This window comes from Caballeronia sp. ATUFL_F1_KS39, from assembly GCF_023630985.1.
GTDB lineage: Bacteria > Pseudomonadota > Gammaproteobacteria > Burkholderiales > Burkholderiaceae > Caballeronia > Caballeronia zhejiangensis.
This window is the reverse complement of the sequence record NZ_JALQDZ010000039.1, coordinates 127,574-142,396: the sequence shown is the minus strand read 5'-3', so window position 1 is coordinate 142,396 and position 14,823 is coordinate 127,574. Positions and strand designations below refer to the sequence as shown.

The window sequence follows — 14,823 nt, the reverse complement described above, 5'->3', positions numbered from 1 at the left end:
CGGGTTTTGCGGTTTTGTGGAACGGGGGACGTATGGGCCACGCCCGTACGCGGCCATGCCGACCCGGGGCCGCGGGGCGGCGCGACCCGCCGCCGCAGACGGGGGGGCCCCGCGAATCTGACAGCGGGAATCAGTGCGCCGAGGAAGTGGCGCGATGGTGCGCGTGACGCGTGTGCTTTTTCGGCGCGGGATCGGGCGTCGCGGCGCTGATCGGCCGAACCGGTGATGCGTCCGTCAGGTCGGGAGGACGGCGCACGCTGATATTGGCGGAATCGGTATCGAAGAGCGACGCGAGCGTCGCCTGCTGGTTGAGCATCAGTTGCTCGGTGCGGTCCTGCTGCAGCTTGCTATCGTGGTTCATGCGCAGCAGTACGGCCGTTTGCGCGATGCCCGTCGCCACCGTGACGAGCATCACGCAGACGATGATCGTCAGCATCGTCTTCATGCGGCGCGCGTGGGCGGCCGTCGAAGTGCGCTGCTCCGCGATCACCGCATAGAGCGCGTCGATGGTGTCCGCGAACGCCGTGGCGCGGGCGCGGTCGAGTTCGGGCGCGGCGGCATCGCGGATGCCGGGCTGCGCGAACGGCGCCGCTTCGTTGCGGTCGCCGCGAGCCCCGCAATCGCGGGCGATGAGCGCTGAAGCGAGCGCGGCGAGCGATGGCGCCGCATTCTCCGGCGCAACCGACGTGCTGATGCTCGCCGATCGCGTCGTCACCGCGGCCATCGCGCCGGTTTTCGCGGCTGGTTGGCTCGCGTCCGGCGGCGGCGCATCGATTTGAGGCAAATCGTCCCCGAAAAGGCCCTGCTCCGGCGCAACCGATGTCACGCCGCCACGCGCCGCCCGTTTCCCGACGACGGATTCCGGCGCGTTCCCGCCATTCGATTGCACGGCCGCGAGAAACACTTCTGGCAGTTCGAAACCTTCGAACGTGCCTTGGCGGATATCGGTGTTCATCGCCTGAAGTTGCGCGCGCTCGGCGTCTTCGGCGAACAGATCGAGCGTTTCGCCCGCACGCGCGCCTTCGCTCAGTTGTGCGAGACGCTGCGCGGAACGTGCGGCGCGAGCGAGTTTCTTTTCCGTGTCGGCGCTGGTCTGCGGCGCCCGCATCTCATGCTTTTGCGTTGCGCGCCGGCGGCGGGACGAGGCGTCGGCGTCTCTCTTTACTGCGGAATCTGACATAGGTTCGAAAGGCGGCTGCCCGAACCGGCGTGCAAGGCGCACCGGCGCATCGGCGATTATTTCGAGAGGCCGCATTGTCGCATGGCTGCGCGTGCAAACCCGCATCCCGAAGGCGATTTCAGGCGGCATCGTCCTCACGAAACTCGCGCACGACGTCGAGTTGACGCAAACGATCGCAAATCGCGCGATATTCCACCGCAGATGCACGCGACAGTTCGACTCGCACCTCGTCGAGATCGGGCGAATCATCGCTTTGCTGCACGACGAACTGCTTCACGCGCACGCTGCCGGGCCCGAGCGCCTCGTGCAGCGCATGAAAACTGAGCGCGCCGCGATCGACGAGCATCGTCAGTTGACGGCGCTGCTTCACGCTGATGAAGCGGCGTTCGAGCGGCTTGATCCCCGCCAGAATGATGAGGATGATCGCCGTCGCCGCGATCGACGCCGTATAGAGCCCGCCGCCGACCGCGAGGCCAATGGCCGCGACCGACCAGAGGCTCGCCGCGGTCGTCAGGCCGCGCACGATCTCGCCGCGCAGCAGAATCGAGCCCGCGCCGAGAAAGCCGATGCCCGACACGACCTGCGCCGCGACCCGCGACGGATCGAGCACGACGTGGTCGTACTTCAGCGCATCCTCGAAACCGTAAGCCGACACGATCATGATGAGCGCCGAGCCGACGCACACGAGCATGTGCGTGCGCAGTCCCGCCGCCCACGAAAGCCGCTCGCGCTCGAAGCCGATCACGCTGCCGAGCGCCGCGGCCATCATGAGCCGCGACACGAGTTCGATATTTCCTATCATGTTCTCGTCCTCCTCTCGGTGAGTCGCCCGCGAATGCGTCGCGCTGCGGGCCGGTTTTGCTATCCTTTCCCGTTGCGTAGGCGCCTCACGGCCGCGCATCCCCCGAAACAATAAGAGTCGTCCTATGCAGGATCAGCAACCAAACGCATCGCCGGCGATGCAATCGGCGAACCCGGAATCCGCCGCGCCATTGCGCGCGCATTACGCGAACATCGTGCTGCCCATCTGGCGCGGTCCGGGCTTCAACGCGGCGCTCGGCCTCGCCTATGAAGCCGTCGCGCCGGGGGATCACGCGCCGCTGGCGCCGAAGCGCTATCGGGCGATGGCCTGCGCGCGCCAGCTCTTCGTGTTCTCGGAAGCCGGCGATCTCGCGCACGCCGCGACGCTGTTCGAATCGCTACGTCACTATTTTCAGGACAAACGCAACGGCGGATGGTTCTACAGCGTGGACGCGAGCGGCGCGCCGCTGGAGCGTCAAAAGGATCTCTACACGCATGCGTTCGTCGTTTTCGCGTGCGCGCATTACGCGAAGAAAAGCGGTTCCGCCGATGCTTTCACGCTGCTCGATGAAACGTCGCGGCTCGTCGAGGCGCGCTTTTCGAGCGGCGGCGATCTGCTGAACGCGGTGCTTGCCGAGGATTTCGGCGCGACCATCGAGACGCCGCTGCAAAATCCGCTGATGCATCTCGCCGAAGCGTGGCTCGCGGCGCGCGAAGCGACCGGCGAGCCCGCCTACGACAAGCGTCTCGCGCAGCTCGCGAAATCCGTCGCGGATGCGTTCGTGCACGAGCCGAGCGGCTCGATCGCCGAATTGCCGATGGGCACGGCGGGCAACCGGCTGGAGCCGGGCCATCAGTTCGAGTGGTATTTTCTGGCGCTGGGCAGCGGTCACGCCGCATTCGAAGCGGCGGGGCTGAACGAACGGCTCGCGCGCGCGTTCGACTTCGCGCAGCGGCACGGCGTGGACGAGCAGACGGGCGGCGTTCATGCCGCCATCGACGAAACCGGGCGCGTGATCGACGGGACGCAGCGCATCTGGGCGCAGACGGAATATCTGCGCGCGCTGGCGACGCGCGGCGACGCCGTCGGTCCGCAAACCGAGCGGTTTCGCGCGCGCTTCCTGCACGAAACCGGCTGGGTGGAATGCCGCTCGGCGACGGGCGAGATCAGCCGCGCCGAGATGCCGTCGACGACGCCGTATCACCTCGCGACGTCGTACGCGGCCTTGCCTCTTTAAGCGAACTCAGACGAGCTGAAACACCGAAACCGCAGCCTTCAGTTGCCGCGTCTGCTCATGCAGCGACGACGCGGCAGCCGCAGCCTGCTCGACGAGCGCCGCGTTCTGCTGCGTCATCTCGTCCATCTGCGTGACCGCCTGATTCACTTGCTCGATGCCCACGCTCTGCTCGAGCGACGACGCACTGATCTCCGCCATCATCTGCGTGACGCGTGAAATCGACGCCGACACTTCGCGCATCGCCGTGCCCGCGCGCTCGACGAGCACCGAGCCGTCGCTCACTTGCGCGACCGACTCGCCAATCAGTTCCTTGATTTCCTTCGCCGATTGCGCCGAACGCTGCGCGAGACCGCGCACTTCGCCCGCGACGACCGCAAATCCACGGCCCTGCTCGCCCGCGCGCGCCGCTTCGACAGCCGCGTTCAACGCGAGGATGTTGGTCTGGAACGCGATGCCGTCGATGACCGAGATGATTTCCGCGATCTTGTCCGAGCTCGACGCAATGCCACGCATCTTCTCGACGACATCGTCGACCACGCTCGCGCCGCGCGACGTCGCGTTGAGCGCTTCGCCCGCGAGCGTGTTGGCCTCGCGCGCGTGCTCGGCGTTCTGGCGCACCGTCGCGGTCAGCTCTTCCATGCTCGATGCGGTTTCTTCGAGCGACGCCGCCTGATTCTCCGTGCGCGCGGACAAATCCGCGTTGCCACTCGCGATTTCATCGGCGCCGAGGTTGATCGAATCCGACGTTGCGCGCACCGTTTTCACCGTGTTCGCGACGCTTGCCTGCATCGTCGCGAGGCCCGCGAACAGACGGCCGATTTCGTTCGTGCCGCGATCTTCGATACGCTCGTCGAGACGGCCGTTCGCGATGCGCTCGAAATGGCGGCCCGCTTGTTCCAGCGGCTCGATCACGGCACGGCGCAGCGCGACGTGCACGAGCGCGATGCCCGCGACCAGCGTCACCAGAATCGCGATGCCGACCGCGCGGAACCACGCGTAGCGCGTGTCGATCGACGACAGATAGCCGCGGCCCGCTTCATCGCCGAAATCGACGAACTTCTGCTGTTCCGCGAGATAGCGATCCTGGAAGCCTTGCGTCGGCTGGTCGAGGAACGCCTGGAGATTGCCCGCGTCGAGATACTGCACGAGCTCGCTCAGCGCCTTCGAATACTCCGCGTATTTGGCCTGCAGCGCGCTCATGCGCGCCGTGTTTTCATCGCCGGTCTTCGGCGCGTTCAGGAACGCCGTGAACGACTTGTCCGCCGCCGCGATCTGCTCGCGCGCGTGCTGGACGATTTCCGTCGGCTCGCTTCCGCCGCGCACCATGCGCGTGCCCGCGCGCGACAGGTTGATGCGCGCATCCATCAGATGCTGGGTGGTCTTGTTGACCGCGTTGACCTGCTTGAGCGCGATGTTGGACAGACTGCCGACATCGTCATGCGTGCGCGACAGGGACCAGAAACCGAGCCCTTCGGTCACCAGTTGAAAGAGACAGAACACCACCAGAACGGCGAGCAAACCCGATGAAACCTTGATCTTTCCGAACATCACTAGCACCCACACTTTCCGAATTAAGGCCCGCCGATGCGGGGACACTGCGGGTTTACGGCAGTCGGGCGACAAAGCTTGAATCGTTTGCCGCAGCGGCTTGTCTATGCGAATGCAGGGAACGCGCCGCTTCGGCGAATCGTCATCGGAGAGCGCGCGTGCCGCCCGAAACGCACCATTGCACAATTTTTGCGTGACTTCCTTGCAGTGCGCGCGATCGCTTCCTATTGTCTTTGCAGGACGGCACCGAACCCACCCAAGGAGTGTCCGAATGGCCGAAATTGTCGATATCGCGCGCGGTGCGCTGAATGCGCAACCGTTCAGCGCCTTGCTCGGAACAAAACTGATGCAGGTCGATTCAGCGAGTCTCACGCTGTGTCTGACGATCAGGGACGAGCTAAGGCAACAACACGGCTTCGTACACGGCGGGGTGGTGAGCTATCTCGTGGACAACGCCCTGACCTTCGCGGGCGCGCTGCGGCTCGGGCCGAAGGTCGTCACCGGCGAATACAAGATCAACTATCTGCGCCCGGCCGTCTCCGGAACGCTGATGGCGCGTGCTCGCGTCGTCCATGCCGGCATGACGCAGGCAACCTGCCAGTGCGACGTGTTCGTCACCGATGGCGGCGCCGAGCGGCTCGTCGCGGTCGCGCAGGGCACGATCACGCGCATCTCCGAAGGCGTTGCGGCGGAACCCGTCTATCACGCCTGAACTTTTCCAATCCCGTCGTCCGAAACGAAAAACCTCGCCGCGGCGAGGTTTTTTGTCGTTGCTGCGGGCCGATTACTGCGCCGCGACGGTCTTCTGCGTCTGCTCGCCGAGACCCTGAATGCCGAGCTTCATCGTCTGGCCGGCCTTCAGGAAGACCGGGTTCGGCTTCACGCCCATGCCGACGCCCGGCGGCGTGCCCGTCGAGATGACATCGCCCGGCTGCAGGCTCATCACCTTCGACAGATACGCGACCAGTTGCGCGACCGTGAAGACCATGGTCTTCGTGTTGCCGTTCTGATAGCGTTTGCCGTCGACTTCGAGCCACAGATCGAGCTTCTGCGGATCGGCGACTTCGTCCTTCGTGACGAGCCACGGACCGATCGGGCCGAACGTGTCGAAGCCCTTGCCCTTGTCCCATTGCGTGCCGTGTTCGAGCTGCCATTCGCGCTCGGAAACGTCGTTGATCACGCAATAGCCCGCGACGTAATCGAGCGCGTTGGCTTCATCGACATACTTCGCTTCCTTGCCGATGACCACGCCGAGCTCGACTTCCCAATCGGTCTTCACCGAGTTGCGCGGGATTTCGACGTCGTCGTTCGGGCCGCAGATCGCGCTCGTCCATTTGTTGAAGATGACCGGCTCGGTCGGCACCGGCAGATTCGATTCGGCGGCGTGATCCGCGTAGTTCAGGCCGATGCACACGAACTTGCCGACGCGCCCCACGCACGGTCCGATGCGCGGATTGCCGTCGACGACCGGCAGCGTCGCCGGATCGGTCGCGCGCAATTTGGCCAGGCCCGCTTCGGTCAGCGTCGCGCCGGCGATGTCATCGACGACCTTCGACAAGTCGCGAATCTGGCCTTCGGCGTCCAAGAGACCCGGTTTTTCCTGACCCTTGGGGCCGTAACGAAGCAGCTTCATCTGATGTGATCCTCCTGGTTCCAAATAACGTGAGCGGTCGGTCAGTTCGACCAGCCGCCGTCGATGATGTGAATCTGTCCCGTCGTGAACGACGATTCGTCCGAGCCGAGATACAGCGCGAGCGCCGCGATTTCTTCGGCGCGGCCGACGCGTCCCATCGGCTGGCGCGCGACGAACGCGGCCTGCACCTGATCGACGCTCGCGCCCTGCGCCTTCGCCTGCTCCGCGATGCGGTCCTTGAGCGACGGCGATTCCACCGTGCCCGGACAGATCGCGTTGCAGCGAATGCCGCGCGTGACGAAATCGGCGGCGACGGATTTCGTGAGGCCGATCACCGCCGCCTTCGACGCGCCGTACACGAAGCGGTTCGGCACGCCCTTCACGCTCGATGCCGCCGACGACATGTTGATGATCGAGCCGCCGCCTTTTTCCAGCATCTTCGGCAGGAACGCGCGAATCGTCCGATACATCGCCTTCGCGTTCAGATCGAAGGCGAAGTCCCAGTCTTCCTCGCTCGCCTCCAGAATCGAGCCGGCGTGCACATAGCCCGCGCAGTTGAAGAGCACGTCGATCGCGCCGATCTCGCCGGCCAGCGCGTTGATCGCCTGCGGGTCGCGCACATCGAGCTTGCGCGCTTCGAAGGGCTTGCCTTCGAGCGATTCCGTGCGGATGTCGGTGGCGATCACGCGCGCGCCCTGTGCCGCGAACAGTTCGGCGGTCGCGAGCCCGATGCCTTGCCCCGCCGCCGTGATCAGCGCGGTCTTGCCTGCCAGTCTTTGTACCATCTACTGCTCCAGTCGGAAGTGTTTTTGAGACATGCCGGGTATATCAGCCGTTTCTGAGGCGATAGAAGGCGCGGGCGTTCGCGCCGAAAATCGCGTCCTGCTGCGCCTTTTCGAGATGTGACGTGAGATTGCGCGCCGTGTCGTGCCACGCCGCGTAGCTGCCGTTCATGTCGAGCACGGGCCAGTCGCTACCCCACATCAGCCGTGCATATCCGAAATGTTCGAGCAGATGCGCGACGTAGGGTTTCAGCGTTTCGTCGGTCCAGTTCGGGTTCGCTTCGGTCGCGAGTCCGGACAATTTGCAATGCAGCTTTTGCGGCAGTTTCGCGAGTTGCGCGATGCCATCGGCCCACGGTTGCCAGCCCACGTCGATGCCGTCGCGGATCGGCGGCTTCGCGCCATGATCGACGACGATTCTTAGTTCTGGATATCGCTCGACGAATTTCACGAGCGACGGCACATGCCGCGCGAAGATCAGCGCGTCGAAGGCGAGATCGAGATCGATCAGACGCTCGATCGCGTCCTTGCGCGGCGCGTGCTCGATCCACGTATCGTCGGGCAAGTCCTGAAGCATCGGGCGCACGGCCTTGAACTTCGGCTCGCGCGCGAGTTCGTCGATGATCGCCGCGGCATCGGCCGAATCGAGCGGCACCCAGCCGACGACGCCCGCGATCGAATCGTCGCTGCGCGCGAGATCGAGCAGATAGCGCGTTTCGTCGACCGTCGGCGCGGCCTGCACGACAACCGTTTTCTGAACGCCGGCCGCCTTGCGCAGCGGCGCGAGATCGTCGGGACCGAACACCCGATACAGTGGCTTCATGTCGGGCGTGAGCCAGCCATAGTCGCCGCGCGCGGGATCCCAATAGTGTTGATGCGCGTCGATGTTCACATTCGATGTCATCGCGGCACCGGTGCATTCGCATGAAGCAGACCTTCCGCGCGCAACGCGTCCCACAGCGCGGACGGAACCGGCGTCGCGAACGATGCAGCGTTCTCGCGCACTTCGTCCGGCGTGCGCGCGCCCATCAGAACCGTGGCCACAACTTTATGCGCATAAGGAAACTGGATGGCCGCCGTCGACAGCGCAACGCCATGCGCGCGACATACGCGTTCCAGCTTGCCGACGCGCTCGACGACGTCCTTCGGCGCATCGCCGTAATTGAACTTGAGATCGCCATGCGCGTTGGCATCGAGACCACGCGCGAGAATGCCCGAGTTGAACGCGCCACCCAGCAAAATACTCACGCCGCGCTTCTCGCATTCGGGCAATAAATCATCGAGCGTGTTTTGCTCGAGCAGTGTGTAGCGGCCGGCGAGCAGCGCACAGTCGATGTCGAATTCGGCCATCGCTTCCATCACTGCCGCGCCTTCGTTCACGCCGAGGCCGACCGCTTTCACGCCGCGCGATTGCTTCAATTCTTCGAGCGCGCGGAAGCCGCCTGCATCGGTCAGTTGCTTCCAGTAGTGCGCGTTCTTGTCGCCGTGCGTCACGCGGCCGATATCGTGGATCAGCACGATATCGATATCGGTCATGCCGAGCCGCATCTGACTGTCTTCGAATGAACGAAGAATGCCGTCGTAGGTGTAGTCGTAAATCGCCTGAAACGGCAGCGGCGCGGCCCAGCCTTCGCTGCCGTCGTCGGGCGTCGTGCGCGGCACGAAGCGGCGGCCGACTTTCGTCGACAGCACGAAATCGCCGCGCGGATAACGCCGCAATGCATCGCCGAGCCGATGCTCCGCTTTCGTGTGGCCGTAGTGCGGCGCCGTGTCGAAGAAGCGGATGCCCGTCTGCCACGCGGCATCGACGGTCGCGCGCGCCTCGTCTTCCGTCAGCTCGTGATACAGACCGCCGAGCGGCGCGGTGCCGAGCGACAACGCGGTGACTTCCAGCGACGTGCGGCCAATCCTGCGTCGACGTGAAACTGCCTCTTGCGCTTCTGCGGTCATCTGCAAACCCCGAATGATTTAGAGATGGCGAAACTCAAGCCGCCACAGTAACGCGTCGCGCGGCGCTCGGCAAACACGCGGGGCCGACCGGCTCGAAGGTTTTGTAAGTCAGGATGAACTCCTGATGCCCGAGCGCCTCCGACTTCGACGCCGCGCCCGCCGCCACCGCAACGGTCACGTCGACGATCTCGCGGCCCACCTCGTCGAGCGTCGCGCGGCCCTCGAGGATGCGGCCCGCGTCGACGTCCATGTCGCCGGACAGATTGCGATACGTCGACGGATTCGCGCAGACCTTGATGACGGGCGATATCGCCGAGCCGACGACCGAGCCGCGCCCCGTCGTGAAGAGAATGACGTGACAGCCGCACGCAATCAGCTCGCCGATCTCCGCGTTGTCGCTGATATTCGGAAAGCCGAAGCGCGGCTCGCCATCGGGCACGACATCGAGCAGATAGAGACCGCCGGTCGGCGGAATATCGCCCGGCTTGATGATGCCGACGATCGGCGACGCCCCGCTCTTCGAATATGCGCCGAGCGATTTCTCTTCCTGCGTCGTCAGTCCGCCGTCCGCGTTGCCGACCGAGAACGAGCCGTGGCCCATCGTCGTGTAATAGCGCGCGGCCTTTTGCACGCATTCGACGATGGCATCGCCCAGTTCGGCCCGCGCCGCGCGCCGCTTCATGTGGAATTCGCAGCCGACCAACTCGCCCGTTTCCTCGAAGATGCACGACGCGCCTTGATCGATGAAAGCATCGAACGCGCGCCCCACGGCCGGATTCGCCGTGATGCCGCTGGTGCCGTCCGAGCCGCCGCAGATCGTCCCGACGATCAGTTCGTCGAGCGCCATCGGCACTTTCTGTTGAGCCGCGAGCGTCGCGCGCGCCTCGCGCACCCAGTCGAGACCGTTCTGGATCGTGCTGCGCGTGCCGCCTTTTTCCTGAATCGTGAGCACGGCGGCGGGACGGCCGCTCGCGCGCACGACATCGGCGAGATAGTGCTTGTTCATGCTCTCGCAGCCGAGCGACACGAACAGCACCGCACCGACGTTCGGATGCGTGCAGATGCGCTCCAGCATCTTTTCGGCGTAGCTATTGGGATAGCAGCCCGGAAAGCCGATCAGATGCACGGGCGGTTCGACTTGCGGATCGAAGGAATCGAAATCATCGAACGATGGACGGAAGTGCGCGACGATCTCGCGCGCAACGTGATGCGCGCATTCGACGAGATACGCCACCGCGACGACATTGCGGATGCCTTTGCGGCCATCCGCCCGGAGATAGCCCTGCAGTGCGGAAGTGTCCATGGAAGTGTTCAGTGCTGCACGTAGGCGTGTGCGGCGTCGTGCGTGTAAGTGGGCAGGTAGTCGCTTTCCAGGTTGTGCGTATGCAGATGCTCGCCGCGCGCGACATCGACGCTTACGTGGCCGATGATCGCGCCATAACGCAGTACCTTTTCGTCCTTCGACAACGCGCGCCGCGCGATCTTGTGCGCAAGCTCGATGGTCGTCACGAGCGTGACAGACTCGCCTTCGATCATCAGCGTCTCGCCAGCGGGCAGGCGCGCGGCGGCGATCAGGCAGTTGTCTTCCGGACTGAGAAGAATCAGGCGCGGGTCGGTGGTTTCTTGCATCGTCGATCTCAGAAGGAGGATTGCGCCGAACGTCCAAAGCAAGTCGCCGCGGGAAAACGTGGATGCAACGATTCATCAGTGAACGTAATATTCATAGACGCACCAGTCGAAGTCAACACTGACGCAACCCGGATCGATCAGTGATTTCCCTAGCCGGCGCATGCGAATGGGATCGCGCTCCCTGACGGAAGGCTTAAACTCGCGCGAATTCATGAACCAACTCAGACAGCACATGGACGTGGAAGACAACGACGCCGATCGTTATCGCGCGCCCGCGCTCGATAAAGGGCTCGATATTCTCGAATTGCTTTCGGAACAGAAGTCGGGCCTCACGCGTGCGGAAATCACGAAGATGCTCGGGCGCAACGCGAGTGAGATGTATCGGATGCTGGAGCGGCTGGTCGCGCGGCAGTATGTCGTGCGCTCGCCCGAAGGCGATCGTTATTCGTTGAGCCTGAAGCTGTATGCGCTCGCGCATCGGCATCCGCCGATGAATCGGCTCATCGCCGAGGCGCTCCCGGCGATGCAGCGATTCGCAGATGCAGCCGAGCAATCCGTGCATCTCGTCGTCTACGATCGCGGAAATTTGCTCGTCATCGCGCAAGTGGACGGTCCCGGCACGTGGGGCATTTCAGTGCGGCTCGGCTCGCGCGTCGGGTTGATCGACACGGGCTCCGGCCGCGTCATGCTCGCGTTTCAGACCGACGAACAGCGCGAACACATGCTCGCCGAGCATACGAAGGTCAAAGGCGAACTCGCGGTCGATCGCGCCGTGCTCGACGCCGACTACCGGCAAGTTCGCGAACTCGGCTATTCGCAAAAGGATAGCCAGCAGACTTTCGGCGTGACGGACGTGACGTATCCGCTGCTCGGGCCGTCCGGCCAGGCGATCGCCGCCCTCACCTGCCCGTACCTGCGGCGCATCGACGATTACGTGGCGCCGTCGATCGAAGACGTCACGTCCTTGCTGAAAAATGCAGCCGCGTCGCTTTCGATGACGCACGACTGAATGGCGCACGCTTCGCGCGTTAGAATGGCGGCCCTCTCAAAAAGACGGCGCGCCGCGATGGCGTGCCGCCGTATCCAATCCGACGCATTCCCGATGGCGAAACTCCTTTCCGACTCCGAATTCCTCCGCTTCACCGAACTGCAGCAAAAACAGGCGAACTTCACGATCACATCCGAAGAAGCCGACGAACTGCGCGAGATTGTCGCCCGCGCGCAAAAGAAACGCGACGATCGCGCGGCCGCGATGCAGGCGATCGAAACGTATATCGCGCAGTTCGACATCACGCCCGACGAGCTTTTTTCGGCCGAGCAGATCGGCGATGCGGCACGGACATTCGGCCTGATTCCCGCCGCGAAGAAGGAGCGCACGCTGCCGCCGCAACTGACGTACAACGGCAAGCCGTATCAGTGGACGTCGCGCGCGCTGCCCGACGACATTCGCGTGCCGCTCTTCGATGCGTTCACGTCGGGGCAATCGGTGAAGCCGTTCATCGCGACGTTGAAGGACACGTCGCGCTGCGCGTTGACAATCGCGCGCCTCGAAAAGGAAACGGGCAGTTTGTACGCCGAAGCATTGCTCGACGAGCTTTCGCTGTCGCGCGCCCAGATCGACGACGCGCTCGCCAAATTCGCGGCTTAATCGCCGCGCGGCTGTGACGGCGCATCGCACAGCCGCATCCTGAAACCGACGACGCCCGGGTCGTCGGTCTTCGTCACTTCGAAGCCGGTGTTGCGTGCGAGCGCGATCATGCCGGCGTTCTCGCGCAACGCCTCGCCGACCATCCAGCGGGTGCCGCGCTGTCTCGCGTAGTCGATGATGCGCGACAGCAGCAGCGAGCCCAATCCCCTGCCCTTCATATCCGAGCGCGCGGCGACGGCGAATTCCGCGGTCTCGTTGTCAGGATCGGCGATCGCGCGCGCGACACCGAGCGTCTCGCCCGTGCCGTCACCGTTCGCTCGCGTGACGATCAGCGCCATTTCGCGGTCGTAGTCGATTTGCGTCATGCGCGCGAGTTGCGAATGATCGAAGTTACGGACAGCGCCAAAGAAGCGCAGGCGCAAATCCTCGGCGGTATTGGCCGCGACGAACGCCGCGTGCGCTTCTTCGTCTTCGGGACGAATCGGCCTCACGGTGACGCGCATGCCGCGCCAGTCGAGCGTCTCTTCGAGGCAGCGTGGATACGGCACGATCGCCAGCGGCTTGCGATGCGCGCCGAGCGTGAGTTGCGGTTCGTGAACGGCGACTGAATCGCGCGTCACGCGCAACGTGAGACGCAGCGCAACGATTTCTTCGATATAGCAAACGAGTTGCGATAACGCCGTCAGCGCATTGAGCAGCGACTCGGCGGGCAGTTCGCGCGAACGCGGCGAGCGCATGACGAGATCGCGCGAAAGCACGGGATTGAGCGGCGGCAACGCAAACTCGTGAAGTGCGTCGGCAAGGCCGAGCGCGCCTTCGGCCTTGAATTCGAATACCGGACCGAACACGCGATGGTTGAGCAGGCGCGTCTGAATTTCGACGGCATCGCTCGTAAGCGAGTCGGGCGGCCCCGGTTTCACCGAGATGCCGAAACGAGCGAATACGCGCGCCGCACGTTCGCCATTCAATTCGGCGATGCCGTTTGCGAGCGCCGTGCGAATCTCGTTGTGCGCGGCGTCGATGTCTTCGGGAATATTCGCGGGGAGGCCGTCGGGCGTTTGCATCAAGAGTTCGCGGCCCTGCCGGAAATCGACGAGCCGGGCAAAACCGCGCGCCAGCCGATGCGGCGTCGTGTGCACGGGAATGCCGTTCGCGTGCAACTCGTCGCGCGTGGCGGCATCGACACAGCCGAAAAAGCACGCGAGCAATCCGCGATATGCGTGACGTCGCTCGGCAATCAACGTGCGGGCGACTTCGGCGACGGGCGCGCTATGCGTCGGCGCATGCACGACGAACACTGTGCCGGTCTCGCGATGCGATGCGAGCGCTTCGAGCGCCGCGCCGAAATCCGCGGGCGTGGCGTCGTCGCCGAGAAGAAGAGGATTGCCCGCGCGAGCGCGAGGCAGCGCGGCGGCGACGGCGTCGCGCGCGGCGATCGGCCATTGCGCGAGGTCGTCGCCTGCTGCGCCAAAGGCGTCCTGGGCAAGTGCTGCGACGCCGCGGTCGCTTGTGATGACAGTTGCGACATCGCTTGTCGCGACGCGGCCGATGCCCAAGGTCTCAATCTCATCGAGCAGATCATCGAGCGAATCGACGCGGACGAGTCCGGCACGGCGGAAGGCCGCGCCGTAGAGGCGGTCGAAAGGGTCATCGCGACCCGTGCGCAGCACGAGCACCGGTTTGTTTCGCGCGGCGGCGCGCGCGGCGGACATGAATTTGCGCGCCGACCGAACCGTTTCGATGGCGAGCAGAATCGCACGCGTCGATGCATCGCTTGCAAGGAAATCGAGGATGTCGCCGGAATCGACGTCGGCTTCATCCCCGAGCGCGACGATTCGCGAGAAGCCGAGTCCGCGAGCACGCGCCCATCCCAGTACGCCGTTCGTCAGCGCGTTCGATCCCGACACCCACGCGACGCCGCCCGACTTGACACTGCATGCGGGGGCGCCGAGACATGCGCCGATTGCCGGCGTGACGACGCCGAGACTGGCAGGTCCGATCACGCGCACGAGAAAAGGCCGGGCGGCGGCGAGCGTACGAACGGTCCATTCGTCGGCGTCCGCTGCGGAAGACTCTCCGCGTTGCTTCGCTTCGCCGACGATCACGACGGCTTTCGTTCCGCGTCGGCCGAGGCGCTCGATGAGGTCCGGCCAAGTGTGCGGTCGCGTGCAAATCACGGCAACGTTCGGCGCTTCCGGTAACGCGTCGACGTCGCGGTACACGGTTTCGCCGGTCAGCGAGTCGTATTTTGGATTGACTGGCCAAAGAGAGCCTGTGAAGCCAGCGCATTGCACACGCGCCCAGACCATCTCGCCGATGCTGCCCGCACGCGAGGAAGCGCCCACGACAGCGATCGACTTCGGCGCGAACAGGGTGTCCAGGTTACGAACAGTCATGGAGGCTCCGGCGTAGGC

General features: G+C 64.5%; 14 protein-coding genes. 4 read left to right on the top strand and 10 right to left on the bottom strand.

Annotated features, from left to right (window positions below):
* Positions 1 to 130 precede the first annotated feature (130 nt).
* Positions 131 to 1,108 (bottom strand): hypothetical protein, encoded by a 978-nt coding sequence (locus NCR93_RS20245; RefSeq protein ID WP_175982373.1) that lies wholly within the window; start codon positions 1,106 to 1,108, stop codon positions 131 to 133.
* A 190-nt stretch (positions 1,109 to 1,298) separates the two neighbouring features.
* Positions 1,299 to 1,982, bottom strand: coding sequence for an MgtC/SapB family protein (locus NCR93_RS20240; protein WP_008354188.1), 684 nt, complete (start codon positions 1,980 to 1,982; stop codon positions 1,299 to 1,301).
* Positions 1,983 to 2,106: 124 nt separating this feature from the next.
* On the opposite strand from NCR93_RS20240, the gene NCR93_RS20235 reads away from it, so the two are divergent.
* Positions 2,107 to 3,219: an AGE family epimerase/isomerase gene (locus NCR93_RS20235; protein WP_175982372.1), complete on the top strand. Its 1,113-nt coding sequence runs from the start codon at positions 2,107 to 2,109 to the stop codon at positions 3,217 to 3,219.
* A gap of 6 nt (positions 3,220 to 3,225) precedes the next feature.
* Here the strand turns inward: NCR93_RS20235 and NCR93_RS20230 are convergent, their stop codons facing one another.
* Positions 3,226 to 4,767 (bottom strand): methyl-accepting chemotaxis protein, encoded by a 1,542-nt coding sequence (locus NCR93_RS20230; RefSeq protein WP_008354190.1) that lies wholly within the window; start codon positions 4,765 to 4,767, stop codon positions 3,226 to 3,228.
* A 271-nt stretch (positions 4,768 to 5,038) separates the two neighbouring features.
* Between NCR93_RS20230 and NCR93_RS20225 the strand changes: the two genes are divergently transcribed.
* Positions 5,039 to 5,479, top strand: a complete 441-nt coding sequence (locus NCR93_RS20225; protein ID WP_008354191.1) for a PaaI family thioesterase — start codon at positions 5,039 to 5,041, stop codon at positions 5,477 to 5,479.
* A gap of 72 nt (positions 5,480 to 5,551) precedes the next feature.
* On the opposite strand, the gene NCR93_RS20220 is transcribed toward NCR93_RS20225, so the two are convergent.
* From NCR93_RS20220 to NCR93_RS20195, 6 genes are read right to left on the bottom strand one after another with little or no spacing between them, the layout of a single operon-like run.
* Positions 5,552 to 6,400 (bottom strand): ureidoglycolate lyase, encoded by an 849-nt coding sequence (locus NCR93_RS20220; protein WP_175982371.1) that lies wholly within the window; start codon positions 6,398 to 6,400, stop codon positions 5,552 to 5,554.
* Between the two features lie 41 nt (positions 6,401 to 6,441).
* Complete coding sequence (locus tag NCR93_RS20215; RefSeq protein ID WP_008354193.1) at positions 6,442 to 7,185, bottom strand: SDR family oxidoreductase; 744 nt, start codon at positions 7,183 to 7,185, stop codon at positions 6,442 to 6,444.
* Between the two features lie 43 nt (positions 7,186 to 7,228).
* Complete coding sequence (locus NCR93_RS20210; protein WP_175982390.1) at positions 7,229 to 8,074, bottom strand: amidohydrolase family protein; 846 nt, start codon at positions 8,072 to 8,074, stop codon at positions 7,229 to 7,231.
* Between the two features lie 8 nt (positions 8,075 to 8,082).
* Positions 8,083 to 9,132 (bottom strand): aldo/keto reductase, encoded by a 1,050-nt coding sequence (locus tag NCR93_RS20205; RefSeq protein WP_175982370.1) that lies wholly within the window; start codon positions 9,130 to 9,132, stop codon positions 8,083 to 8,085.
* Between the two features lie 34 nt (positions 9,133 to 9,166).
* Entirely contained in the window at positions 9,167 to 10,435 is a 1,269-nt protein-coding gene (locus NCR93_RS20200) for a UxaA family hydrolase (RefSeq protein ID WP_175982369.1), read from the bottom strand.
* Between the two features lie 8 nt (positions 10,436 to 10,443).
* Positions 10,444 to 10,761 carry a UxaA family hydrolase gene (locus NCR93_RS20195; RefSeq protein ID WP_175982368.1) on the bottom strand — a complete coding sequence of 106 codons (318 nt, stop codon included), beginning with the start codon at positions 10,759 to 10,761 and terminating at the stop codon, positions 10,444 to 10,446.
* A 211-nt stretch (positions 10,762 to 10,972) separates the two neighbouring features.
* Between NCR93_RS20195 and NCR93_RS20190 the strand changes: the two genes are divergently transcribed.
* Both NCR93_RS20190 and NCR93_RS20185 read left to right on the top strand, forming a co-directional pair.
* On the top strand, positions 10,973 to 11,770 hold the full coding sequence (locus tag NCR93_RS20190) for an IclR family transcriptional regulator (protein ID WP_372492614.1): 798 nt from the start codon (positions 10,973 to 10,975) through the stop codon (positions 11,768 to 11,770).
* Positions 11,771 to 11,863: 93 nt separating this feature from the next.
* Entirely contained in the window at positions 11,864 to 12,409 is a 546-nt protein-coding gene (locus NCR93_RS20185) for a hypothetical protein (RefSeq protein WP_008354201.1), read from the top strand.
* Here the strand turns inward: NCR93_RS20185 and NCR93_RS20180 are convergent.
* Positions 12,406 to 14,805 (bottom strand): GNAT family N-acetyltransferase, encoded by a 2,400-nt coding sequence (locus NCR93_RS20180; protein WP_239295341.1) that lies wholly within the window; start codon positions 14,803 to 14,805, stop codon positions 12,406 to 12,408. The genes NCR93_RS20185 and NCR93_RS20180 overlap by 4 nt on opposite strands.
* Between the last annotated feature and the right edge of the window lie 18 nt (positions 14,806 to 14,823).

Coding starts and splice junctions, on each gene's coding strand:
- NCR93_RS20245 (WP_175982373.1), bottom strand. CDS start 1,108: ATGCGGGCGCCGCAGACCAGCGCCGACACGGAAAAGAAACTCGCTCGC.
- NCR93_RS20240 (WP_008354188.1), bottom strand. CDS start 1,982: ATGATAGGAAATATCGAACTCGTGTCGCGGCTCATGATGGCCGCGGCG.
- NCR93_RS20235 (WP_175982372.1), top strand. CDS start 2,107: ATGCAGGATCAGCAACCAAACGCATCGCCGGCGATGCAATCGGCGAAC.
- NCR93_RS20230 (WP_008354190.1), bottom strand. CDS start 4,767: ATGTTCGGAAAGATCAAGGTTTCATCGGGTTTGCTCGCCGTTCTGGTG.
- NCR93_RS20225 (WP_008354191.1), top strand. CDS start 5,039: ATGGCCGAAATTGTCGATATCGCGCGCGGTGCGCTGAATGCGCAACCG.
- NCR93_RS20220 (WP_175982371.1), bottom strand. CDS start 6,400: ATGAAGCTGCTTCGTTACGGCCCCAAGGGTCAGGAAAAACCGGGTCTC.
- NCR93_RS20215 (WP_008354193.1), bottom strand. CDS start 7,185: ATGGTACAAAGACTGGCAGGCAAGACCGCGCTGATCACGGCGGCGGGG.
- NCR93_RS20205 (WP_175982370.1), bottom strand. CDS start 9,132: ATGACCGCAGAAGCGCAAGAGGCAGTTTCACGTCGACGCAGGATTGGC.
- NCR93_RS20200 (WP_175982369.1), bottom strand. CDS start 10,435: ATGGACACTTCCGCACTGCAGGGCTATCTCCGGGCGGATGGCCGCAAA.
- NCR93_RS20195 (WP_175982368.1), bottom strand. CDS start 10,761: ATGCAAGAAACCACCGACCCGCGCCTGATTCTTCTCAGTCCGGAAGAC.
- NCR93_RS20190 (WP_372492614.1), top strand. CDS start 10,973: ATGAACCAACTCAGACAGCACATGGACGTGGAAGACAACGACGCCGAT.
- NCR93_RS20185 (WP_008354201.1), top strand. CDS start 11,864: ATGGCGAAACTCCTTTCCGACTCCGAATTCCTCCGCTTCACCGAACTG.
- NCR93_RS20180 (WP_239295341.1), bottom strand. CDS start 14,805: ATGACTGTTCGTAACCTGGACACCCTGTTCGCGCCGAAGTCGATCGCT.